Annotated in this window: 21 protein-coding genes; 9 read left to right on the forward strand and 12 right to left on the reverse strand. The window is 60.2% G+C overall.

The window, feature by feature from the left end:
- Positions 1-54 precede the first annotated feature (54 nt).
- The 4 genes from G7B69_RS11730 to G7B69_RS11745 all read right to left on the reverse strand — a co-directional run bounded on the left by G7B69_RS11730 (position 55) and on the right by G7B69_RS11745 (position 3,957).
- Positions 55-1,686 carry a recombinase family protein gene (locus G7B69_RS11730; RefSeq protein ID WP_166179439.1) on the reverse strand — a complete coding sequence of 544 codons (1,632 nt, stop codon included), beginning with the start codon at positions 1,684-1,686 and terminating at the stop codon, positions 55-57.
- Positions 1,683-2,135 (reverse strand): DUF2924 domain-containing protein, encoded by a 453-nt coding sequence (locus G7B69_RS11735; protein ID WP_166179441.1) that lies wholly within the window; start codon positions 2,133-2,135, stop codon positions 1,683-1,685. The genes G7B69_RS11730 and G7B69_RS11735 overlap by 4 nt, the downstream gene beginning before the upstream one ends.
- Positions 2,136-2,456: 321 nt before the next feature.
- On the reverse strand, positions 2,457-3,353 hold the full coding sequence (locus G7B69_RS11740; RefSeq protein ID WP_166179443.1) for a hypothetical protein: 897 nt from the start codon (positions 3,351-3,353) through the stop codon (positions 2,457-2,459).
- Between the two features lie 403 nt (positions 3,354-3,756).
- Positions 3,757-3,957 (reverse strand): DUF6961 family protein, encoded by a 201-nt coding sequence (locus G7B69_RS11745; RefSeq protein WP_243415148.1) that lies wholly within the window; start codon positions 3,955-3,957, stop codon positions 3,757-3,759.
- Between the two features lie 62 nt (positions 3,958-4,019).
- On the opposite strand from G7B69_RS11745, the gene G7B69_RS11750 reads away from it, so the two are divergent.
- Positions 4,020-4,619 carry a RagB/SusD family nutrient uptake outer membrane protein gene (locus tag G7B69_RS11750; protein WP_166179445.1) on the forward strand — a complete coding sequence of 200 codons (600 nt, stop codon included), beginning with the start codon at positions 4,020-4,022 and terminating at the stop codon, positions 4,617-4,619.
- Positions 4,620-4,999: 380 nt separating this feature from the next.
- Here the strand turns inward: G7B69_RS11750 and G7B69_RS11755 are convergent, their stop codons facing one another.
- From G7B69_RS11755 to G7B69_RS11780, 6 genes are read right to left on the reverse strand one after another with little or no spacing between them, the layout of a single operon-like run.
- The gene (locus G7B69_RS11755; protein WP_166179447.1) at positions 5,000-5,935 is read right to left on the reverse strand and encodes a phospholipase D family protein; all 936 of its coding nucleotides are present in this window, start codon (positions 5,933-5,935) and stop codon (positions 5,000-5,002) included.
- Positions 5,925-7,748, reverse strand: coding sequence for an ATP-binding protein (locus G7B69_RS11760; RefSeq protein WP_166179449.1), 1,824 nt, complete (start codon positions 7,746-7,748; stop codon positions 5,925-5,927). The genes G7B69_RS11755 and G7B69_RS11760 overlap by 11 nt, the downstream gene beginning before the upstream one ends.
- Complete coding sequence (locus G7B69_RS11765) at positions 7,741-9,399, reverse strand: DEAD/DEAH box helicase (RefSeq protein WP_166179451.1); 1,659 nt, start codon at positions 9,397-9,399, stop codon at positions 7,741-7,743. Before G7B69_RS11765 ends, G7B69_RS11760 begins: the two co-directional genes overlap by 8 nt.
- A gap of 46 nt (positions 9,400-9,445) precedes the next feature.
- Positions 9,446-10,273 (reverse strand): phosphoadenosine phosphosulfate reductase domain-containing protein, encoded by an 828-nt coding sequence (locus tag G7B69_RS11770; protein WP_166179453.1) that lies wholly within the window; start codon positions 10,271-10,273, stop codon positions 9,446-9,448.
- A complete protein-coding gene (locus tag G7B69_RS11775) occupies positions 10,270-13,620 on the reverse strand; it encodes an ATP-binding protein (protein WP_166179456.1) in 3,351 nt (1,116 codons plus the stop codon). Before G7B69_RS11775 ends, G7B69_RS11770 begins: the two co-directional genes overlap by 4 nt.
- Positions 13,617-14,612, reverse strand: coding sequence for a DUF4007 family protein (locus tag G7B69_RS11780; RefSeq protein WP_166179458.1), 996 nt, complete (start codon positions 14,610-14,612; stop codon positions 13,617-13,619). Before G7B69_RS11780 ends, G7B69_RS11775 begins: the two co-directional genes overlap by 4 nt.
- A gap of 95 nt (positions 14,613-14,707) precedes the next feature.
- On the opposite strand from G7B69_RS11780, the gene G7B69_RS11785 reads away from it, so the two are divergent.
- The 4 genes from G7B69_RS11785 (at position 14,708) to G7B69_RS11800 (ending at position 17,825) form a co-directional block, all read left to right on the forward strand.
- On the forward strand, positions 14,708-15,901 hold the full coding sequence (locus G7B69_RS11785) for a cysteine desulfurase family protein (RefSeq protein ID WP_166179461.1): 1,194 nt from the start codon (positions 14,708-14,710) through the stop codon (positions 15,899-15,901).
- On the forward strand, positions 15,894-16,484 hold the full coding sequence (locus tag G7B69_RS11790) for a hypothetical protein (RefSeq protein ID WP_166179463.1): 591 nt from the start codon (positions 15,894-15,896) through the stop codon (positions 16,482-16,484). The genes G7B69_RS11785 and G7B69_RS11790 overlap by 8 nt, the downstream gene beginning before the upstream one ends.
- Complete coding sequence (locus G7B69_RS17050) at positions 16,460-17,101, forward strand: class I SAM-dependent methyltransferase (protein ID WP_166179466.1); 642 nt, start codon at positions 16,460-16,462, stop codon at positions 17,099-17,101. Before G7B69_RS11790 ends, G7B69_RS17050 begins: the two co-directional genes overlap by 25 nt.
- Positions 17,102-17,441: 340 nt before the next feature.
- Entirely contained in the window at positions 17,442-17,825 is a 384-nt protein-coding gene (locus tag G7B69_RS11800; RefSeq protein WP_166179468.1) for a hypothetical protein, read from the forward strand.
- Here G7B69_RS11800 and G7B69_RS11805 read toward each other — a convergent pair.
- Both G7B69_RS11805 and G7B69_RS11810 read right to left on the reverse strand, forming a co-directional pair.
- Positions 17,771-18,487 (reverse strand): IS6 family transposase, encoded by a 717-nt coding sequence (locus tag G7B69_RS11805; protein WP_166179470.1) that lies wholly within the window; start codon positions 18,485-18,487, stop codon positions 17,771-17,773. The genes G7B69_RS11800 and G7B69_RS11805 overlap by 55 nt on opposite strands.
- A 181-nt stretch (positions 18,488-18,668) precedes the next feature.
- The gene (locus G7B69_RS11810) at positions 18,669-19,181 is read right to left on the reverse strand and encodes a PilZ domain-containing protein (RefSeq protein WP_166179472.1); all 513 of its coding nucleotides are present in this window, start codon (positions 19,179-19,181) and stop codon (positions 18,669-18,671) included.
- Between the two features lie 249 nt (positions 19,182-19,430).
- Here G7B69_RS11810 and G7B69_RS11815 point away from each other — a divergent pair, with 249 nt between their 5' ends.
- The 4 genes from G7B69_RS11815 (at position 19,431) to G7B69_RS11830 (ending at position 21,911) form a co-directional block, all read left to right on the forward strand.
- Positions 19,431-19,868: a Ros/MucR family transcriptional regulator gene (locus G7B69_RS11815; RefSeq protein ID WP_166179474.1), complete on the forward strand. Its 438-nt coding sequence runs from the start codon at positions 19,431-19,433 to the stop codon at positions 19,866-19,868.
- An 87-nt stretch (positions 19,869-19,955) separates the two neighbouring features.
- The gene (locus G7B69_RS11820; RefSeq protein ID WP_166179476.1) at positions 19,956-20,405 is read left to right on the forward strand and encodes a hypothetical protein; all 450 of its coding nucleotides are present in this window, start codon (positions 19,956-19,958) and stop codon (positions 20,403-20,405) included.
- A 139-nt stretch (positions 20,406-20,544) separates the two neighbouring features.
- Positions 20,545-20,895, forward strand: a complete 351-nt coding sequence (locus tag G7B69_RS11825; protein WP_166179478.1) for a hypothetical protein — start codon at positions 20,545-20,547, stop codon at positions 20,893-20,895.
- Positions 20,896-20,993: 98 nt separating this feature from the next.
- Entirely contained in the window at positions 20,994-21,911 is a 918-nt protein-coding gene (locus tag G7B69_RS11830; RefSeq protein ID WP_166179480.1) for a hypothetical protein, read from the forward strand.
- Positions 21,912-22,186: the final 275 nt, after the last annotated feature.

Here is a 22,186-nt window from a genome sequence, read left to right on the forward strand (position 1 = left end):
GCGGCTAATTTGGACGACTACCCCTGGGCGTTTTGTGCCCCCGCCCACTAGCGGCTAGGTAGCGCCAAGCCGTAGCCCCGCCAGCATTTCAATCTGGTCCTTCCAAGCGAGGGGAATTTCTCCGCTCAGAAGCTGCTCGCGTGTCACTACGGCCTCCCCGGCCAAAAGTTCGCGCTGAATGCTCGGGGCGAGCAACCCCAGGATCATCAGCCGCCGCTGGTTCTTTTCGCGGGGCGCGCTGGCATGAGGATGCGCTTCAGGACTAAGGGGGGACAGATTATACCGCTCGAGAAGACGGTGCGCTGCCACAATCGAATTGCGCGATCGTTTCCTTGCTTGAGTTCCGGCCACCTGAGGAAATGACCATGTCGACCCGCCCCTCAGGCGCGGACCGCGGTCACAGACCAGCCGAAGGTGCCGAGCCTCGTCGACGATCAGGCGATCCTCGGGCACATTGACGGCGAGGCGCGAGCAGGCCGCCTCTGGGGCTTCGTGAGGGTCGAGCAGCGCATCGGGTCGGAACACCAGCTGAATGCTTCCTTCGTGCAGCTGGACGGCCTTTAGAAGCGCCAGGATCGCGCTCCACTCGAGCGCCTGGCGTTCGCCAACGAGCCGCCGCACGCGCGCGGCGACGAGCTGTTCTAGCGGCGCTGCGGGAACTCGCCCGACAAATTTGCCTGCAGGCCTTGGCTCGCCTCTGAGAAGCGAGCCAGAAACGTAGTAGCAGTAGAGCCGGCCACCCCGTCCATAACTGAATGTGCAGCCCATCGGGGCTCCCATGCCGTCGTGGACGAGGCCCATGAGCTTACAGTGGCTCTCACGGGTCGGGCGAGTCCGGCGTCTGCGGCGATTGCCTTCGAGGCTCGTCTGAACGCGCTCAAAAAGTGCCCGGTCGACAATCGCTTCGTGCTGACCAGGGTACACCTGTCCACGATGCACAATCTCGCCGACGTATATGCGGTTCTCTAGGAGATAATAGAGGTTGCTGAGTAGGAACGGCTTGCCGCCATGCGGCCGGCCAGAGCGAGATATCCATTGCTTGGACATCATGCCCCGCGATCGCAGCTCGGCGATGACTGCAAGGCCCGAACGAAGCTTCGCGTAGCGCTCGAAGCAGTAGCGAACGTTCGTCGCCTCCTCGTCGTTCACGCTTAGCCCGCGCTCGCACACATCGTAACCGAGCGGCGGGCAACCTCCCATCCATATCCCCTTGGCCTTTGACGCGGCGACTTTTTCGCGAATTCGTTCGCCCGTCAGCTCGCGTTCGAACTGCGCAAAGGACAGGAGCACATTGAGCATTAGTCGGCCCACGCTGGTGGCCGTGTTGAACGATTGCGTCACGCTGACGAACGACGCACCTGCCGCGTCGAGCCGCTCGACGATGCGCATGAAATCCGCCAGCGAGCGCGTCAGACGATCGATCCGGTGGACCACGATCATGTCAACCACGCCGTGCTCGACATCGTCGAGGAGCTCGCGGATCGCCGGCCGATTGAGCGTCCCGCCCGAGTAGCCCCCGTCCTCGTAGATGCGCTCGGTTTCCTGCCACCCCTCCGCCGCTTGCGAGCGGATGTACGCCGCGCATGCCTCGCGCTGCGCGTCGAGCGTGTTGAAGGCCTGCCCGAGACCCTCTTCGGTCGATTTGCGCGTGTAAATGGCGCACCGCACGCTCGGGCGGGTGTTCATTTTGGCGACCTCTGGCGTAATCCAAAGAAGCGCGGACCGTTCCAGCGCGTACCCGTGATCGCCCGGGCGATCGCCGACAGACTGGCGTACGTGGCGCCCGCGTGAACAAAGCCCTCCTCAGTCACTTCGACCTGGTAGCGCCGTCCCTGCCACTCGCGGGTCAGGCGCGTGCCGAGCGGCAGCGGCGGCGGCTCGGCTGCGGGTTGTCGGCCTTGGAGAAGTCTGAGGAACGCCTGGTCGAGGCCGCCGAACGCATCAGCTTGCATGCGCCAGGCGAGCAGGCGGGCGAAGAGTTCGCGTGAACGGAGATGCGGCGGAGCGCCATAGCGGCACCGCCAGACCTGGCGCAGGCCTGCAAGGTTCAGAGTCGCGAGCGCCCTAACCTCGGCGGTGACGGCCTCGGCGTCTTGGCTCGAGACTGGCTTTGGTCGCGTGCTCTTTCGGGCCATGGTCGCCTCGCGTTCTGAGTCGCTTTCCGGGGACAATCTCGGCGAAGATCGCGGCGTCAGTGGGGCGCCGACCGCGTTCTCTCCGGACCCCGACAAGGCCGAATGAGCAGTGGCGAAGAGATCTTATGTTAAATGAGCTTCGAGTCTTATGGCCCCGTCGAGCGGCGACAGTCTTCAGTCAACACCTGTGGAGGTCTGCTCGATCCTGGCTGTGGGTATAAAAATGGCAAGGTGCGGCTCGAATCTAACTATGTCCGTCTGGCAACTACAAGATAGCAGTTTGCGCTCATTCCATCAGTGGCTGGCGATACGTCAGATCTGCTACAGTGCGAGAATTAGCCCGTTTGTCTCGTCAGGATCGAACATCCCAGGACGATCCTCTGGATCGCACCACGTTCCATACACATCGTCCATCAATCCATCGGACGTCATAACCTCAAGGGGAGCCACGGTCTTCCATCCGTCAACGAACTTGCCCAGTCGATACCGATCCGACGGATCGGGAGTGGAGACACCCGCGAGTTCGTAAGCCGTCGCTAATTCGTGGTCCCCAATCGACCGGACCGCCAGCTCCATTGATGAATGCTTGCGCAATGCAGCGTCCAGGCACTCGCTATTCAGGCAGGCGAGTTCGGCGATAAGGCGGCCTAGTAAGACTGGCTCCTCCACGTCCATGGAGCGTTCGCCAGCGAGCTCGGTTCCCGACAGGGGGAAGCGATAAGAGAAGAGTTCGCGGCGCTCACGGAGTTCCTCGAGCTTAGAGCGCCAAGTCGTCATCCTGTTAGGATCGAGTGTCCGCATGTAGTCGGCGGTACGGTTGAGGATGTTCTGGTGGGTCATCTCTACAGTCTTTTCGCCTTCCCAAATAACTTGGGGCGAAGTCAGGAGAAATGCGCGGCATGCGTTCAGAACGGCATAATAGTTGAAGTAGGGTACGCCCAGCATGAGGTTATGCTCGCGAGCGTAGGCCGCCGAGCCGGCAAGCATGTTAGCGGCCGTAGCGAACTTGATCGCAAGATAGTGGCGGAGCACCCACTGGCTGTTTGCCTCAACATCGAAAGCCTTGGCAATAGGAGCGAATTGCCTGCGCCGGTCAGTGCAGTATGTCTGGATCTGCGTCAAAACGGCCTGTCGCGGCAACTCTTCGTAGTCGTAGCAATAATCCGACCCGGTGGCGCAGCGAATATCCTCGTAGGTGATTGCCGGTCCATCGCTCATGCGCTTGACCTTTAATCCCCAAGCGGCCCGATGCGCAATCGTGGGGTCTCGCCGCTCCGGACCACCCGGCGTAATTGTCGCCAATTGGTTTTATGTTAAATCTATCGACCTAACGAACCGGTCTAGAAATATTTCGCTGTCCTACACGTACCAATATGGTTATCTGGTCGCGCATGGAGTCGCTCTTGCCCATGCTCACCAATCCGCTCTGGCTGACCGCCCTCGCCTCGCTCGTTACCAGCCTGTCGTCGCTCGTCTGGGCCGTACGCCGCAAACGCTAGAACCACGCCGCCCACGCGCGCCAGGCGTAGCCAAACCCGTTGGCGAGCGACAGCAACGCCAGCGCCAGTAAGACGGCGAACTCGATGTGCATCCAGTGGTCTCTGTTCTGCACGCCGCCGGCCTAGTGGATTGACCCCGAGCGAACGTAGAGCAGCTCGGTGATCCTCTCAATGATCGCCTGGTAAGTGCGCGCGCCTTCGTGGTCGCCGGCGTCGAGCAGCTCATCGCAGCGGAATGCCGCCATGACGCCGGCGTCCTCGCCATGCTCGGCGACATAATGCTGGGCGCAGGCCCACAGCTCCCAATCGCTGATGGAGCTCACGGCGCGCACGTTCGAACCTCTTTGCCCTTTGTTATCCAACTGCCCTTACCCTCAACTCCACCATGGCACGCACTAGCTATCTCGGCGGGTCAACCGTCATCCATGGCGGCTCCGGCTGGTTCGGCCGGGCCGCGAAGACGAAGGGTTACGCCGAGGCCTTATGTGAACTCAAGGCGGAGCAGGAGGCTTACAAGAACGAGCTCCGCGAACGCGCGCGCATCGATGCCCTGGTCGCTGCCGTGCACGACGGCAGCGACGTGCCGGCGATGAACCTTGCCGAAGTTGTCGAGCTCGCACGGTTTGAAAAGGAGCTTTCTGCAATCTGCTTGCGCTCACCTAACGGGCCGCCGGAGTCTGACCGAGCCAGAATGAGAGAGGATGCGCGGTGGGCAAGACGAGAGACGTTTTCGCTCTGGGCCTTCAATGACTGCAAGGGACGGCGCGCTATCGCGCTTTGTCACATCAAAAAACCGCATTCAAAGGTGATCGGCTTCTACGCGGATGAGCAAGCGGTCCGAGACGAGGCAGCTGCGAATGGTTGGTTCATGACCGAGAATTGGGACCTTAGCGGCGTGGCCGATGCTGAGTTGCGCAAAGGGTGGCGAGCACGTTCGTCGGCAAAGCGGCATCGGTTTTGGTCCACACTTTCGAAGCTCCGCTAAGCCAAGCAACGAAACCAACGGGTGACGAGGAAAGCATGGGACGCGGCGGTTATAATGGTGCGGGTACGGTGATCGGCCCCCAAGATCACAGCTGGTTCGGCAACGGTCCGGTGGTCGCATCAACCAACGGGCAAGGTGGCGAGCCCAAGCCCAAGAAGCCGTTGGACGCTGAAGCGGACGCGCGCATTTCGCAGCTCAAAAGGGACGTGCAGGCCCAGCTCTTGGCGGCTCGAGGCGCCGTCCGCCTGTACGAGGAGTGTCGACAGGAGCTCATCCGTCTGCTCGCTGAATACGGCCTCCCTAGAGACTCTTATCCCGAAGCGGAGCGGGCCCCGCTCCTTGATTAGCGGCCTCGCAAGAATAGCCTGGCCCGCCAATGATCAGATGGATTGGCGGCGTTTTCGCAACATTTCACCGGCGGGAACGCGGTCATATTGACCCGGAAAGAAAAACACGAACCACTCCTTGGTCACATTCCAAAGGGCCTCCGGGCTATAGCCGTGATCGGACGGAAGCGCGGCGGCGATGGTCCGAACCGCTACGTCGTCGGTCAGACCGTCTGTCGTAAGCTTATCCAGCTCCTGCATCCACCGCACCTGCCGAAGCATCGCGCCGATAAAGGCAGTGAACGCGCCCTCGTTCAGACCGGCGGGTGCTTCCAGAAACGCCAAGTCCTGTTGCGCTGCCGTCTTGGCGTTCGACAACAGAATGTCGCCTACACTGCCGTCGTAAACCCGGAAAAGTAGGTCTGGCCGTGGGCAGGTGGGCAACCAAAAGGAAGATGCGATTGAAGGTGACCAGTCCGGAGCCGGGATCTCCACGACTGGAAAACGTGACGCTAGCGCGGTTGCCGCCGCTGCAACCGCAGCTTGGACTTCGCGCGTCGCTGGCGACACCGAACCGAACAGCTCGGCCTCAAATGCCTCAAGCTCCGGATGCGGACCGTCCAATGCGACGAGGAGTTCCAAATTTGCAGGCTCCACCCACCCAAGTGCACGGCCGGTGATATTCGCCGATCCAACGAGCCGCCGTTCACCCGTGCGGAACAGCTTGGCGTGAAGGTGCGCCTGTAGAAAGAGCTTACTGCCGTCTCGGGCAGCCAGTAAGTCGAGCACTTCGAGATCAGATACACCGGAAGCCACCTCGTCAGGTCGCCAGCGCGTCACGCACGTGACCGGCACCTCCCTCGGTGTTGCTGATAGCAAACGCGACAGTGCCTCTTGCTTGATGAAAGGGGCGACAAGGAGCACCGGGTGGGCGGCATCCTTCAGGAGTGAGAGCAGCTGGTCTCCCGCCCCCGCCATCTCAGAGGTCATCGGCGGCAAGAAAGGCTTTCGCCATCTGACCCCAATCTTGCCGCATGTCTTTCAAACGATCGAGTCGGTCACGGGAGATCTCCTCGATTTCGAGGCGCGCCCAGGCGGCAAATAACATGCGCAAGGTAGTCGACGCATCACCGACTCGCTTGAGCAAAACAGCCTCGCTCACCTCTTCATTAAATTCCGGGCTGAGCACTTCGAGCAGACGGCGGTACGCCGGATGTGAGCTGTTGAAGACGATCTCAGTTAAACCGCCGGGCTTGCTTTCCACCTTGAAAAAGGCGTGCCCCTCCCAATCCTCGATGAGGAACAGAACCTTTCGCTTTCGATCCTGCGCAGTCTGCGCCATTTCGGCGGCAATGTCCGGCTCGTAGTGCTTCTTCTCGAGATCCTTGATCAGCGCATCTTTCGATTGGTCGTCGAGTTCTTGCGTGTCGGAAGCGATAGGTTTGTGGTCGGCGCGATCACGGAAAGCACGGGTTGCTCGATCGTCGGTGGTCGGCTGTTCGTGCCGGGGGTCGCCGCGAGTGCGCGAGCCCTTCGTCTGAGCTTCGAGCCGCTTGCGCACCTCACTCAGTTGACGACGAATGTAGCTAGCGATGTCGATAAGGTGATACCTCGGATCGCCCTCTTCAAGCAGTCGCTGTTTGAATGCCGTCGAAGTTTCTCCTTGCTCCGCTTCTTCTTCCCAATCGAACTTGGCCATTCGTGCGAAGTGCGTAGCGGCCTGCTTGTTATTTGTAACACCGAAGATCTCATCGAGGGCCGGCGGAAAATCGACCTCGACGCCCCACCAGCGCTCCACGGGATCGTACGAGTTGACCCATTGATCGTCCAAATCGAGCTCGCGGTCGGCACGCACGATCGATACCCCGAGATTCTTTTCCGCGTGCTTGCCGTACGGCGTACTGCCGCGGTTGGTACCATCCGAGGTGACCGTCTCCGGCCGGGCGTACGAAATCCGAACTGTCACTTCATGGGTGCCACTGTCGATCGTTACGGGGAAACAGTGGTCAACCTCGCCCCAACGTTGGAACATGGGCTGATCGGCAAAGGGAGCCGGAGTCGAAGTTTGAGCCATCAGGTAAATCGGATCGTTGGCAACCGCCACGCGCTCGGAAACGTCTCCATCGCACATGATCTTAAGCCGAATAGCGACACGTCCTTGGTCGATGAACTTGCGATAGATCCGGCCGACCAGCATTTCCGTGTGGTGCAGCGTGCCCCGCGCGCCGGCCCAGGTCAGGCGCGCGGGATCGAGGCTCGACCATACTATGAGTGTGCCTTTGGAGCCGATGCTTCGCGCGCGTTCGCGCCACACCGCCGGAACCGGGTCAGCTTGGGTTGGTGGGACTTCGTCATAGAGACCCTGCTCGATCTCGCGAACATCCAGATACGAATGAACGGCATTGTCGGGCCCAGCCTGCCACGACCAGACATCCACTCGGTGGCATTGTGAAATGGAAGCATTGGGCAAGCCCATGCCAAATCGGCCAATCCCGGAACGGTCCTGGAGTCGCATGCCGTTGCCGAACTCGAGCGCCATTGTGAGGACGTCGGCGTTCATCCCATCACCATTATCGATCACGGCGATTTCGGAGATGCGCGCACGTCGCCGCTCTTGCAGCATAACGCGCTCCTCGACGCAGATCACTTCGACCTCGCTGGCGTCGGCCTGAATCGAATTGTCGATCAGCTCCGCCAGCGCATAAGCCGTATTTTTGTAGCCGCTGTCGCGAAGCGCCCGTACCGTCAGCTCCGGCGGGAAAATCTTTCGCCGAGCACCGCCTTCTGTCTCCACGTCAGTCATTCCAAACATCCTCCCAGTTCTTGAATGCGTCAGCCACGTCGCCGAACCCCGGCAGATCCGGATCGACCACCGTCACAATCTCGGCCGTAGCATTGCCTTTAGCCCGCACGCCGCGCGTCGCACGCCCAACCATCTGACTATAGAGCACCAGCGAGCGCGTTGGTCGTGCGATGACTGCGGCGCTGGTCTTGGGTGCGTCGAAACCCGTGGTCAACACGCCGAAATTGCACATGACGATCGGGTGCGACGCGCTGCCCTTGTAGCGGCGAATGGCCGCCTCGCGCGGGCTCCGGTCCATGTCCCCGGTCACATAATGCGCTTCGATCCCGCGGACGCTAAGGACGGAGCGAATGAGCCTTGCATGCTCAACGCTCGCCGCAAACACCACAATGCGCTCGTGCCGTGTGGCGAGGTCTTCAACTGCGCGAACGATCTGCAAATTTCGTTGTTCGCTTTCGCCCAGCGCCTCCAGCAGAGCTTGGGGAACATCCAGCGCTGTGGCCAAATCCTGAAGATCGACCCCTTCGAGTGATACGCCGGCTTCCGCATTCAGCGTGCGGAAGGTCGGACGTGCGAGATAACCTTCGGCCATCAAATACTCGACCGGATTCTCGAACCCCGGAACTTCTAGGGTGACCTTGGAGCCCCCAAAAAAGTCGCTGAGTGCCGTGTCTGCGGCTACGTCAGCCCACGTTCTCCCCGGCGTGGCAGTCAATCCGAGCAAGCGTCCGTGCGGATGTTTGGTGGCTAAAGCATCGATCACCCCGCGAAAGGTGGGTGCAATTGCTTGATGCGCCTCGTCAACCACAGTCAGGGTCGTGCGATCTCCCAAGGTCAGAATGCGATTGGGATCGCGCACGCTCAATGCGTGAAGTTTTTGGAAGCCTCCGACGAGTAGCCCGTCGCGCACATCATGAAGGCTGGGTCGGTGTGCCCCCCAATTTTTGACCAGCGAGACCGGACGATCGCCCAAGCTTTCCCACGCTCGCTCGAACTCGTCTGCCGCTTGATCGAGCAACTCCGGGCTCGCCGCCAGCCACGTGACCAGAGTTGGACCATGGTCGCGGAGATGCGCGCACACAATGTGCATGGCGGTACGTGTCTTACCCGCGCCGGTAGGCATATGCAGCACGGTACGACGAGGATGCTGCTCGAGGTTGGCAATGACCTTGACGGCCGCCCGCCGCTGGTAGTCGAACAGCGGATAACCGGCTTCGACCACGGCCGTCGATGCACGGAGCCTCCCCGTCGCGCGCTCATCCGGCGCAACACCGAAGAAGCCAAACAGCTGCGTCAGCTCGCCTTCGCGTGCGATCTCTGCGGTGAGCCGAGGAAAGAGCGTGGTGAGCGGCTCGTCTAAGACTGCAAAACATGCGGCGAGCTCCCGTGCTTTGGCGATCGGCAATGCCTCAATCAACTGCCGGCGCAAACCTGCGTCGCAAAGCAGTGCCGCAGGATCGGCGGTTTCGCGCGCCAATCGACGCAGTCGATCGTCATCGACGAGAGCGGGATCGAGCAGTTCAAGGAGGGCGATCAATGGCGCGCCGACGATCTCCCGAACCAGTCGTATCGGCGCTCGATCGAGCAAACGATCGAACGGGAGGCCGCGATCGGCCGCCGTTATTGTCGCTGACTGACCTGGATCGCCCATTCCCGCCCCGCGCTTAGTCCCACTAAGTCATCGCCAGCGAGATTAGCTACTTATGACATGTTATGCAGAGCTTACCTGCACCATAGACCTCATCGTTGTCGATGGAATCCGCGCTAGTCAGTGCATTAATAGGACGTCGAGCACGTAGGCGCTCGATCCGCTTCTCATGATCCCTCCTGATCTGCGCAAGACGCTCGGGCCTTGAGAGCTCTACGAGCGACTCGCCGTGGCTCCAGGTGAAGGGCGAACCATGCTCGAGGGCATTCTTCTCGTATCGCTTGGCTTCTTCGAAAGCTTCGGGGTGTTCGTCGAGGAGGCGGGCCCACTCGATCTTCTGCTGATAAAAGCAGAAGGTGCAGCCGCTTCGTGACCGCCAGCGATAATAGTCTGGAAGGCCCAACCCCGCGGCGTGGAGAATCTCCGAGACGCCAGCCTTGTCGATCCCGGCTGCCCTGAACGGCAGATGGATTTTCAGGCTCTCCTGGCCCGAGATGTAACCCTCTCGGTAATCCTCGTCAGCGCGAATGGCGACGTAGCTGTTAATGCGCTCACCTCTCGCCAAGGAAGGTTTCAGCCAAGCCTCGAACGGCTTGATCTTGAGTTGTCTCGTACACCACCGGGTCTGGGGCGACGGCAGGAAGTTTTTGTATTCCTGCAGCCAAAAATCGAAATCTCTGTCCGGATTAAGGCGCAGAATTGGCTTGCCTAAGAAGCCCTCGAGCCGGCCGAGGAATTCGTAGACTTCGGGGAGTTCCTTTCCTGTGTCGGTAAAGAAGTATTCGATGTCGAGTTCGGGCGCAGTCTGGCGCATGTAGACAGCCAGCGCGGCACTGTCGCGGCCGCCTGAGATCCCTAGAACATGCCGCTCATTCATGCGGCGGCTACCCGTGGCTGCGCGTTGGCTTCCTTAAGCTCGTCGGCGAGGATGAGGCCCAAACGCGCGATGGCCCCGATCGCAATGGTCGGAGGTACCGCCGAAGTATCGATCAGCTTCTGGATCTCCTCAGCGAGCGCGTCTGCACGCTCGCGCTCGTGCTCGCTAAGTTCGACAAATGGAGACGCCGGAGCCGGATAGCTCGGATCGCTGATGTAGACAGCAAAACTGGTTTGCCGATCGCCCCGACCTTTTAGGTGAGCCAAGCCCTCAGCCCGCAGGAACTGCTGGGCAAGAGCGGCAAGTTCGATTTTTGCAGCGTCGATGTCACGGTCCACCCAGTCTCGCGCGGGTTTGTTCGCCGCCAGACTGGCAATCCCTTCGATTTGCTCTTGCTCACCTGTGAAGCCCGCCAAGCGGGTCGCAAGGGCATCGAGCCGAAAGTTGCCAGAAAGACCCCTCACCGTCTCGCACCGAGCATGAAGCATTTGGTACTCTACGTCCTCGGCCGGATTGCAGCGCAACTCGCTGAGCAGGGTCGCTGCCAGATCGGCGAGCATCTTTGGATAGGCCGATTCCAATTCGGCTAGGGCAGCGACCGCAGCGTCGGGTACGGCGCCAAGGTCCTCACCAAACTTGCTCGGAATGTCTTCGAAGAGCAGCTTGTTCGGATCGTGAGACTTAAGGCCGAGCTGGCGCAAGGCGATCGCGTTCTCGGACACCATACCAGTGCGTTGGGTCCAAATCGGCAACGATCCCACTCTCGCGACCAACACCCTGGCGACTTCGAGAGCAGTTGGCTCGACAAGTTCGTCTCGGCGAAGCTTGCTCGCGAGTTCCGATACAACGGCGACATGTAAGGTAGTGATTTCAACGTCACGAAAACGGACTGCACTGGGATCTTGCAGCAACCGATCGACAAAGAACGTGTCGAGCTGCGGCCTGAATACGCCGTCAAGATAGAGCGAGGTTCGTGCTATCCTCGTCAGAACGTAAGCCAATCCAAGCACCGGCAAAAGACCATCACGGACTCCGAAGGGAGGCTTTCGCCAGAGACCGTAGAGTTCGCTAAATGACAGCCCGGACTCGGAATTTTGAAGGGTTGCATCGGCCGCTTGCCACATCGGATACAAACAGTATTCGTCGCTGGGGGCTGGGGCCTTGAAGGCATAAGTGCCCGGTTCATCGGTTGCGTATAGGTCGGTCGACACGAGCAAGCTGACGAACAGGCCGGCCTCAGGGGGGAAGCCATCGAATCCAAGCCGTTCGTCGCCGCGTCTTTCAACCATCGCATGCAAAAGGGCGCGGGTTGCAGCGACAGCATTAGACGACGGCTTCGTGCGATTGATGAGTTCGTTGTGGAGCTTGGGCGTGTGAGGAAAACGCCAGTCAGCCAGCTTAGACGCAAGAAGGCTCAGGCCCGCTGGACCTCCGCCTTCAAGAGCATCGACCAAGTCGTCAGCGGGACCATTCCAATCGACCCGATCAATCGCATCGCGCAATTGATCGTCCAGATCGGCCGAAAGTCGCGCGATTCGCGCATCGATCTCACGCCTCGCGACTGCATCTCCGTTGAGTTCGGGGCGATTCCCACGAACATGCTCGAGCGCAGCCAGATCGGCTGTCAATTCGCGTAGGCGATAGCTGTCCCTGGTCCATCCAACCATCACTAGATGATCGCCCGCATTGGCAACCGCAGACCGTGCGATCCGTTTCGCAACGGCCTTGGTCTCCTCATTCGTGCTGACCAGAATCAGGAATAGCCCCGCGGAGCCTGGTGCCGGAGCGTATGTACGCACCCGCTCCTCGGCATCCTCGAGCGGGGCGATTCCCACTTCGAACCATCGCAAAGCTCCGGTGCGCTCGTAGTGTCTCTTTGCGAGCACCGGGCTCAACGCCGGCTGCTCTTCCAGGCGCTTGAAGTCAGTTCCAACGCCTCTGGAGCGAGCCTCATCCAGCGCAGCCTCGATATCGAAATCACTGCCGGCGTAGATCGCAAACGCGCCGCTATGCTTGCGGAACACCACAATGGACCATTTGACCAAGTCATTGGCGAGCAGCTTCCACCGCGCTTCAGACTCTACGCCAATCGCCTCGCTCACGATCTCTGGGGTGGGTTGCAGACCTGACCTATCCTTGAAAAGGTCGAGAAGAGCGATGGTCTTCACCGCCGCAAGATGCTCTCTGGTGCCGCCCCGGATCTCGCATCGCTCGATTGCGTCGACTGCGGTTGACCAGCGGTGGCCGTCCGGCGAGGCAAGAATGGCCGATTCCAGATTAGCCCGAAGGTAATCCCACAATTGATCAGGATTGAAGCGCGCGCGGCCGTTCTCGGTCGCTGCCAAAAACTCCTGGAAGCCAAATGGCTCCGCAGAAGTCAGAAATCCGAAAATGCTCCGCTGGCTCTGGCCGAATCGCCGACGCGAAATCGGGCCCAACAAACTCGCCGTCAACGGGTGGAGTGGCCAACAGTCGGCAAGCCGTGCCGCTAAGCGCTCGCTGTCGCCCTCTCGACCACTCCGCATCTCTGAAGCGACAAGCCGAGCGCTGTCGTCGACTTCGGGTTTTCGGGAAGATTCGATAGCCCGGCCAATCAAGTCAATTTGCTCGTCGGCCCCGAGATTTACCGGCAGATCAAGGTACCGCCCTTGGATCTTAAGCCACTCGTCCCGACTGTCTCGAGAAAGGCGTTGAGCATACTCATCGAAGGCCTGGTGCAGAATGCCGACGACGAGCAGGCGCCCCTCGCTGCGGGACGCAATTTCGGCCAGTTCTTGGAATACGTGGATGTCGCCTTGCTCCAGCGCCGCATGCTCGAGGAATTTGCCCATCTCATCGATGATGAGCGCCAGACCAGGTCCCGTAGCTTGGGCCGCCACACGGCCCACCCAGCTAGCAAACGCTTCGTCCTTGAGGCGCCGCACAGGGCGCGCAACGTACCGCTTGATAGCATCTGCGATTGAGGCTTCGGCCTCGGCTCGTTGACCAACGACCGGGACAACACTCCAAGGAGCGAGTCCTTCACGGAAATGACCGACGAGCTCAGCGATCTCATCCGGGGCCGATCCGTGAGCGAAGGCCCTCGCGATGTTCGTCCGGTCACTCTGCAGCAGTGCGGCCAACGCCACCGCCAAGCTGGACTTTCCGCTCCCGTAAGGCCCCGTCCAGGTAAACGCGCTGTGCCCGGTCGCCTCACGATGACGGGACATAGATAGAAGCGCTTCGATTGCAGAATGAGGGCATACGTACCCCTCCAACGCAGCCGGATCACCAATGTCAGTGTCGACACGAATCGAACGCGTGAAGCGGCGGGAGACCTTGACGATGTCAGAGAGCGTGGCGGTCACGCAGCGAGCGCCTGCATGTCGCGCCGGTACATCTCACGCAGGACGTCCCACCTATCTAGCTGCTCGGCGTTGTGCATGTAGAGCTGCCGCATGCCCGACGATTCGTCCCAACGCAGCATCCCCTCGGAAAGCGGCTCCAGCCGCGCAAGACGGTCGGCAACCGCCTCTTCATCGAGCAGGAAAACCTGGCCGGGCGAACCCCTCTCGAATGTCAGAAACTCGACCGAAAAGGAGCGGCGTTCGGGGAAAAGATTCTTCCAGAATTCCAGAACCGCGAACAGAAACACCTCATCCGGCAACGAAGCCTTCGGCCCTCGGCGGAACCGGTACAGCTCCCCCACGCCAGCCATTTGGATCAGACCAAGCTCGGCGAGCGGGCATTCGATGCTATCTTCCGGCGCACGCCGAGAGCCCTTCGATCCCGAATAGTATGTCCGGATGAGACACTCGACGTCGCGCTTAATGGTTGACCCGCTGGTAGCGCGCCCCTTTCCAAGTCGACCGGACTCGAACAGCTCGTCGCAACGCTGCATCAGTCGCCGGCGCAAGAGCTCTCGGTCGAAACTGGGTTCGTGAAATTCGTTGAACGCCCAGTGCCATGCCGTCGCCCGACCGGGCCGCGATGCAAGCATCCAATGCAAGAGCCACAACGATCCGGGGTGCTCTAAGTAGGGATCTAGGCTTTCACCAAATAGAAGATGACCAACAAGGCCGGTGGAAATTTTAGTATTACGCTCTCCAGGGACATCTTCGGCTATAAGAACAGCGGTTGCGAGCGCCCAATGCTTCATCGAAAGAACCATGTTCCGTCCGACGCCGAATTCGGCAATTGCCCTTTCGTCGTTAAATATTGAACCGGGCACTCCACCTGCTTCTTCTTCGCGCAGGACGGCATCGTATGCCTTCTTTAGCCAGCCATACCGCAGCGGAAACGTCTCGTGGCCCGCGAAGTGCAACTTCTCTTCGAAGCTGTCGATAATGCTGCGAGCCATGCAACCTCACTGGAGAACGGTTCCAGTTGAATGCCTCCGCACCCCCGGCTATGTCAACCGCCTGGTCTCGGTGACCAGGAGGCAAGTAGGGGATAATGGGCATCTATCTCGACAATCAAGCGTCGACGCCGGTTGATCCACGGGTGAAGGCGGTGATGATCGAGGCGATGGAGCACGACTTCGCCAATCCAAGCTCCGAAAGTCACAGCGCCGGGTGGCAAGCGCGCGAGCGCGTCGAGCAAGCGCGGGCAACGATTGCGAAAGCGATCGGCTGCGGCCCTGACGAACTTATTTTTACGTCCGGCGCGACGGAAGCAGACAATATCGGTGTGCTTGGCGCAGCCTTGGGGGCTCCTGAAAGCCGTCGACGAATCCTCGTCGGCGCGACCGAGCATAAGGCAGTGCTGGAAGCGGCGTTCGCGGCCCAACGCTCTGGATTTTCGATCGAACTTTTGCCCGTCGATGGCTGCGGCCTAATCGATCCGGCGGAATTACGGGTACGGCTCAGCGACGACGTTGCCGTCGTGTCGGTGATGCTGGTCAACAATGAAATTGGTACGATCCAACCGCTTGACGAGATCGTTCGACTCTCAACTGCGGCCGGAGCCTTCGTCCATACGGATGCCACTCAAGCGCCGACTGCGATGGACATCGATATCGGAGAGCTCGGTGTCGATGCGGCAAGCTTCTCCAGCCACAAGATCTACGGCCCGAAAGGGATCGGCGCGCTCTATATCTCCGCGGCGGCACCGTGGAGACCACGGCCACTCATGTTCGGAGGTGGACAGGAACTTGGCCTACGGCCCGGCACTCTCCCCACGCATCTTTGTGCCGGCTTTGCTGAAGCCTTTGCAATCCTCACTGACGAGGGCGCCGCCGAACGGGAATGGGTAGCTCGGCTTAGGGATGATTTCGCCCAGCTGCTTGGAGAAACTGTTGCTAGCGTCAAGCTGACTGCCGCCCCGCCAAAACGACACCCGGGCAACCTTCATGTGCGCTTCGACGGCATCGATGCGGACGATCTGTTGGCGCGGCTGCAACCGCAGGTATGCGCAGCGACAGGGTCTGCCTGCACGAGCGGTCACACCCATTACTCCCATGTCCTCGAAGCGATCGGACAACCCGCCGCAGTGGCCGGGCAGGGTGTTCGTTTCTCGTTAGGTCGATTTAGCGACGATCACGACGTGCGCCAGGCGGTCGAATTCATTACAGCCGCAGTTGAGCAAATAGTCGGCGCGCTAGCGCATCAGGACTCACAGGCACTTGTTCGGAGACAAAGATGTGACTGAACAAACGCTATCATCTCAAAATCCGGTGTCCTGGAGCCCTCCTGAGGGCGCGGAGTTTGAGTTCGCCAAGGCTGTGTTCGAGCAGAATTTCGCGCAGTTCCGCCACCTGAATGATCAGATGAACCGACTTCCCGCCTTCGCTGTCACGCTTACGGGTGGCTTCTGGTACGTAGCCGTAGTGGTCGCCAATTACGGTCCAGGCCTTGATCCAACTCTCGAACACCTCGCGCGATGGGCGTTACTGATCTTTGCAGGCCTATGCAATTTTACGCTCGTTTGCATCGCAATACGAATTCGAGATGTAATGGGAGATTACCTCGAACGCGTGCGCCGTTTCGAGGGTATATGGTGGACCGAACGCACACCGTCGCTACCCTGGTTTCGAGAATATTCGATGATTTCGATGTATTCTCTGCTCATCATCGCAGGCGGAGTACTGTCTTGGGCTGCGGCGTTCGTCCTTTTTTGGCCGAGTGAGGCATTTTGCGTTTGGTGGGGAATCCTTATCGTCGTCTGCGCATTGGTCATAGTGACGCTCTTCGCTTACTGGATTCCAAGATGGCTGACCCCGAAGTCGACCTAGTTTCGAGTTTGACTGCGCCCCAGGATGCGACTGTCGCGTTCTATGACTCGAACGCGGACGATTACGATCGGGCCACGCGATCGAATGACCTATCTGCGCTCTACCCACTGCTGCTTAATCGCCTTCCCTCAGGTGGGCTTGTGCTTGACGCTGGCTGCGGATCCGGCCGCGACATCCTAGCATTTCTTCAGCGTGGGTTTCGCGTAGAGGCGTTTGACGCCTCAGCTCAATTGGCTGACCTCGCGACCAAGCTGACTGGCGTCCATGTGGAAGTCCAGCGTTTCGAAAATTGGCCTTCGCCGCTCGCGCGCTACGACGGGATTTGGTGTTTCGCATCGCTGCTTCATGTAGCTCGTCAGGATCTTCCTCAGGCGCTACGGAAGCTTAGCCGCGCCTTGAAGCCAGGCGGCTGGCTGTTCGCTAGCTTCAAGAGGGGTGCCTCCGATACTATCGACAGGCGCGGCAGACGATACACCAATCTAACTGTGACATCAGCCCGTCGCCTTTTCGGGGCCGAAACGGGATTTGAGGGAGTAAGAGTCTGGCAGAATTCTGGGCCTTCAGGCCTCGGTGATGTGACGACCTGGATATATGTGCTGGCTGGACGCGCCAGATGATCACTTCAAGAGCGATTGCCGAAGCGCCAGCTCCGAGTGACTGGTTTTGGGAGGGAAATGTTGTCGATCGCTTAGCCGTGCATTTAGAGAAGGAAGGATGGGAGATCCTCCCCAGCGAGTGAGTTACGTCAACAAGGGTCGGCCGAAAAGCAACCCGGCTAAACGGGCCGGACCGAGGAAACCGGCCATTCGACGGGTCCGTGCGACATTAACATCAATTGACGGCTTTGCTCCAAGCACTGTCTGCCTCTTGCATATTGCGGTCACTTGATCAGGATCGTTCCGGATAAGGCAGGGGACGTCGATGGCTACGAAATCGCAAGCCTATGGGAAGGCTACTTTGCGCTGGCAGCCGGCGAAGGACGGAGGGTTTGAAGGCGCCGTGATCATAGGCGGCGAGCGCGGCGAGATACTCAGCGATGAGATCGAAGACCGGCTCGTCTCTAGGCTGCGCAATGAAGCTGGCAAGCTCGAGCCCAACTACATCGGCATGGACGGCGCCATCGCCCGCTTCCTCGAATTCATGCCCGACGGCTTAAGAGGCGAACGGAGCGTCTCGGAAGAGCGCGACTATAAACTCGCCGCCAGCCGTGAGCTCAATGCCGGGTGCTGTCAGTCTAATCGCAAGTTGTCTCCGATCGACAGAGCTCTCCCCTTCCCCGGCATGCCTCAGGCCATAAGGTTCTGCCACTCGGCCAGGGCGGCCGAGCGGCGGGTCTTGTAGGTTTCTCTGTCGACGAGGTGGCGTTCCAGGTTGAAGTGGTTGTGGACATTGGCGTGGAGCGAGGCGAACTTCTGCAGGCTCTTCATCTGCCGGAACCGCAGCATCGCCCGCTCTCGTCGTCGGAACGGCAGGTGACTGTTCTCCACCCGGTTGTTGGCCCAGCGGCCGATCTCCTGCTTGTCGGCATTGCCGAGCTCGCTCATCGCCGCCTTGTACGAGCGCAGCCCGTCGGTGGTGATCGCTTCAGGTGACCCATGGCGCTTGAGCGCCTTCTTGATGAACTTCAAGGCAGCTGCCTTGTCCCTCGTCTTGGTGACGTAGCTCTCGAGGATCTCGCCTTCCTGGTCGACCGCACGCCACAGATAGACCATCTCGCCATTCAGCTTCACGTACATCTCGTCGAGGTGCCAGCGCCACTGGCGAAAGCCTCTCATCCGGCTCACCCGCTGCCGGCGCACGTCGGCGGCAAACAGCGGACCGAACCGGTTCCACCAGTGCCGCACCGTCTCGTGGCAGATGTCGATGCCGCGTTCGGACAGGAGGTCCTCCACGTTCCTCAAGCTCAAGGGGAAACGCACGTACATCATCACCACCAGCCGGATCACTTCCGGCGAGGAGTTGAAGTAGCGGAACGGGCTATGAGGCTTCTTCGGACGAGGCATTCCCCCGCCCTGCCCTCAACACCTTACCAGCCGGTGCATTTGCTCTGACAGAGCCCGGCGAGGAGTTGAAGTAGCGGAACGGGCTATGAGGCTTCTTCGGGCGAGGCATGGCCCGGCCCTGCCCTCAACTCCTTACCAGCCAGTGCATTTGCTCTGACAGAGCCAACCGGACGCCATCAGTCTAGGAGAGGACCCAATAAGCGAACGCACCTAGCAGCACCCAAGCGAGAACGGCGAGGCCAAGCATGATGGCCAGTTTGGTCCTGGGTGACAGCTCGCCAAGGCCAACGACAGGCGGTGTGCTCAACTGCTCTGCATGAACTGGCGCAGCTTTAGGGACTTGCAATGACGTATCGGGCAGGAGCGAGGGGAAGGTCCCGCTCAGTCGCGCCGCGCTCACGCCCGCAGTCGACAGCGGATCATCAAACTTGCAGCCGAGCAGTTGATCACTTGTCCACATGACCCGCGCGGATCTGAGTCCGATATGCGGCAGATCCACTTCGACGACATCTCCGATGGCCAAGCTTGCGCTCGTCTCAAGCAAGATCCCGGACTCGGAGATGTTATGAACTGTAGTTCCGTGCGACAAAGAACCGGAGGTCCGAGTGCCAACTTCGAGATGCAAACTGTGGCGAATGCGTCCTCGTGCATCTCTGGACGTTTCAATAAAGGCCTTGTGCGCTTCGAGGGCCATGGGGAGCTCCCTTCCAGGCTCCTTCGTGCTGGCACATGGTTAAGGACTGCTAAACGGCCACGTCCGGGGGCTACTCTCGTCTGCTGCTGGACCGCCATCGGCGGCTTGCGGGCGCAAATTGGCCGCTCGGTTCGTCCGGGCTGAATGTTCGGGATGGTCGAAAGCAGACATTCGCTGATCCTGCGCTTGACCACACTTGAATAAGTACTAGCTCCGAAGCAAGGGTCGACCGGTCGAGAGGAGACAAGCATGGCGGAGCGAATTCAAACCAACGACAACTTGATCGCCATGACCTCCGACATTGTTGCGGCTCATGTGAGCAACAATAAGGTTCCGATCGCTGACGTGTCCTCCTTGATCGCCAGTATATACGAGACGCTGTCGGGTCTCGGCGGCACAGGACCAATCCCCGAAGCGCGGCCCGATCCCGCGGTGTCCGTCCGTTCGTCGATCAAGCGCGACCACATCGTCTGCCTGGAAGACGGCAAGAAGATGAAGATGCTCAAGCGTCACCTGATGACCGATCACGGTCTGACGCCCGACGAATATCGCGCCCGCTGGGGTCTCGCCTCGGACTACCCGATGGTCGCCCCCGATTACGCCGACAAGCGCCGCGAGCTTGCCATGAAGATTGGCCTCGGCCGAAAGCCGGGCCAGCGCCGCGGCCGGCGGAAGAAAGGCAACTAATCGCCGCCACTGAACGTCTGCAATGGGTGGAAAGCGGACGTTACGAACACTACCGTTCTGGACGGTCGTTCAGGAGGGCCAAGGCGAATGGCGGTAGACGCTGGCATTCAAAAGAAGCTGGACGCCGACACCGCATGGGGTGGCGCGCTCGCGACAGTCACGGCACTTTGCGTCGGTTATCTCACCGATGGTGTTAGGCTGTCATTGCCAATCTGGGGCTTGCTGAGCCTCGGGGTAATCATCGTTTGGGCCTGCCTCGTCGTAATTGGCCGCGTGGCTTTCGCTCGTCGCAGAGGAGAAGAACTGCGAGGTTCACCGGTGCTTTTGCATTGGGTTGGCGCCCGCCTCGCGCTCGCTGTCGCCGCTTGGGCGCTATTCATTGGTTGGCTTGTCGCCCTTCCGTTTGGCAAGCCATGGTCGGGCATAACGGGACGCGCACTCCTGTTCATCATTGCAGTCTCCGCCATCAATCGTCTGGTTGGTCACGCAACCATCAACTCCGCCATTCTTCTCGCTCGACTTCGCCGGTTCCGCTGACCGCTACGCCAATGTCCGCAATGGATCGTTTGCTGACGGTCTGTTTTCGACCCATTCCCGACATTCCGTCGCCGCCCGTTGCGAGGGCCGTCTTCGTTGATTAAGTTGCAGCAACGTCTGTTGGGGGTGAACACGATTGATGACCACCTACCGTAAGAACTTCGTCGGCTTTACGCTGGTGTCGATAATCGTGGTCGTATGCTTCGAACTATGCTTGGCTCTCGGAGCTGATGCCAGGGCCGCCATCATTTTAGCGGCCACCCTATGCGGCTTGGCGGTTTTGATTGAGCACATCCGCGGAAGCTCATTATTCCGGAAGATGGGTCTCCCTGCCTTAGTCTTCTATTCTGGATTGGCGTTAGCCGCAGCGACGGACTTCATCGGCGGACCGTTGGGTAGTCTGGGTCTGATCCTTTCTGCGTCGGTTATGTTGGTTGGCGTATTCTTTGTGATTGCTCGGCTCTCGCGCCCGCCGGTCGACAGAAGCTAACGACGTCCGCTTTCCACCCCTTAGCAGACCAGCCGCACACGACCCATTGCGGACACGACCTCAAATGCTAGGGTCGTTATCGTTTGGGGGCCAGGCGAATGCATTTCCGCCTTTCCAAGACGGCACGAGGCCGGCGCCTGCTTGTCTCGGCGGCCGGGATCGTCATGCTCGCCTCGCTAACGGCGGGGAGCGCGGCAGTGAAAGATGCTCCACCGCTCGAGCCGAGCGGGCCGTGGGCGATCGACTACGGCGAGCAGAGCTGCCGGCTGATCCGCGACTTTTCAGACGGCACCGAGCGCATCACCCTGGCCTTCGAGCGCTTCGCCCCCGGACCGCAGATTCGCCTGGGGGTCGCCGGTCTGAAGCTCTTGCATCCCGACACCACGATCGCGCGGATTCGCTACGGCGCGCAAGCCCAGTCGCAGACATCCGACGTTTACGAGTCGTGGCTGGCGGATGGACGCGACTCATTCCTCCTGTGGTCCGCGCCGCTGCTCGTCGAGCCGTTGCCGAAATTTAGCGACAAGGCCGGCAGGAACCCGTTCCGGCCATCGGACGATCCTGAACTGGCGGTGGCCGCCGCCATCGACCGGCTTCAATTCATCGAGGGGGTCAGCGGCGATCCGGTCATCGAACTGGGGCCGATGGAGGAACCAATCCGTGCGCTGCAGGCCTGCACCGCCGACCTGATGAAGCACTGGAACATCGACCCGCAAAGGCTGCGCACGATGTCCCGCCAGGCCACTCCTGCGAAGAGTCCGAGCCTCTGGCTGACTGCGGACGATCTTCGCGGGTCGCAGCTGCGGCAATACAAGCCCGCACAGTTGAACCTGCGCCTGATCGTCGACGAGCACGGCAAAGTCGCCGCCTGCTATACCGATCTCGACGTGCCCGACGAGTTCGGCCAGGCGACCTGCGCCGCGATTGTCCGAAGGGCCCGCTTCGAGCCGGCGCTCGATGCCGACGGCAAGCCGATGCGCACGATCTGGGTCAGCTCAGTGCGCTATCAGGAATAGCGGCGCTCGCGAGGGTTCATCAAGCGACACGCCATCAAGCCACTCGTCTGGTTAGAGCAGCACGCGACGATGGAAACCGCCATTATCCGCAGCCAAGCGGGGGGCCAAAGCAACATCCGCTTTCCACTCTTAGGGGCGCGTCAGCAAACGACCCATTGCAGGCATTCCCGGGAGAGGTCACAATGCGGACGTGAAGTTCTCCTTTGCCTTCTGCATTGCTCTGCTGGCCTTTACATCGGGATGCGCCGCTCCCGAGATTAGCGGACGGGAAAAAT

This window comes from Croceibacterium segetis (assembly GCF_011320115.1).
Lineage (GTDB): Bacteria > Pseudomonadota > Alphaproteobacteria > Sphingomonadales > Sphingomonadaceae > Croceibacterium_B > Croceibacterium_B segetis.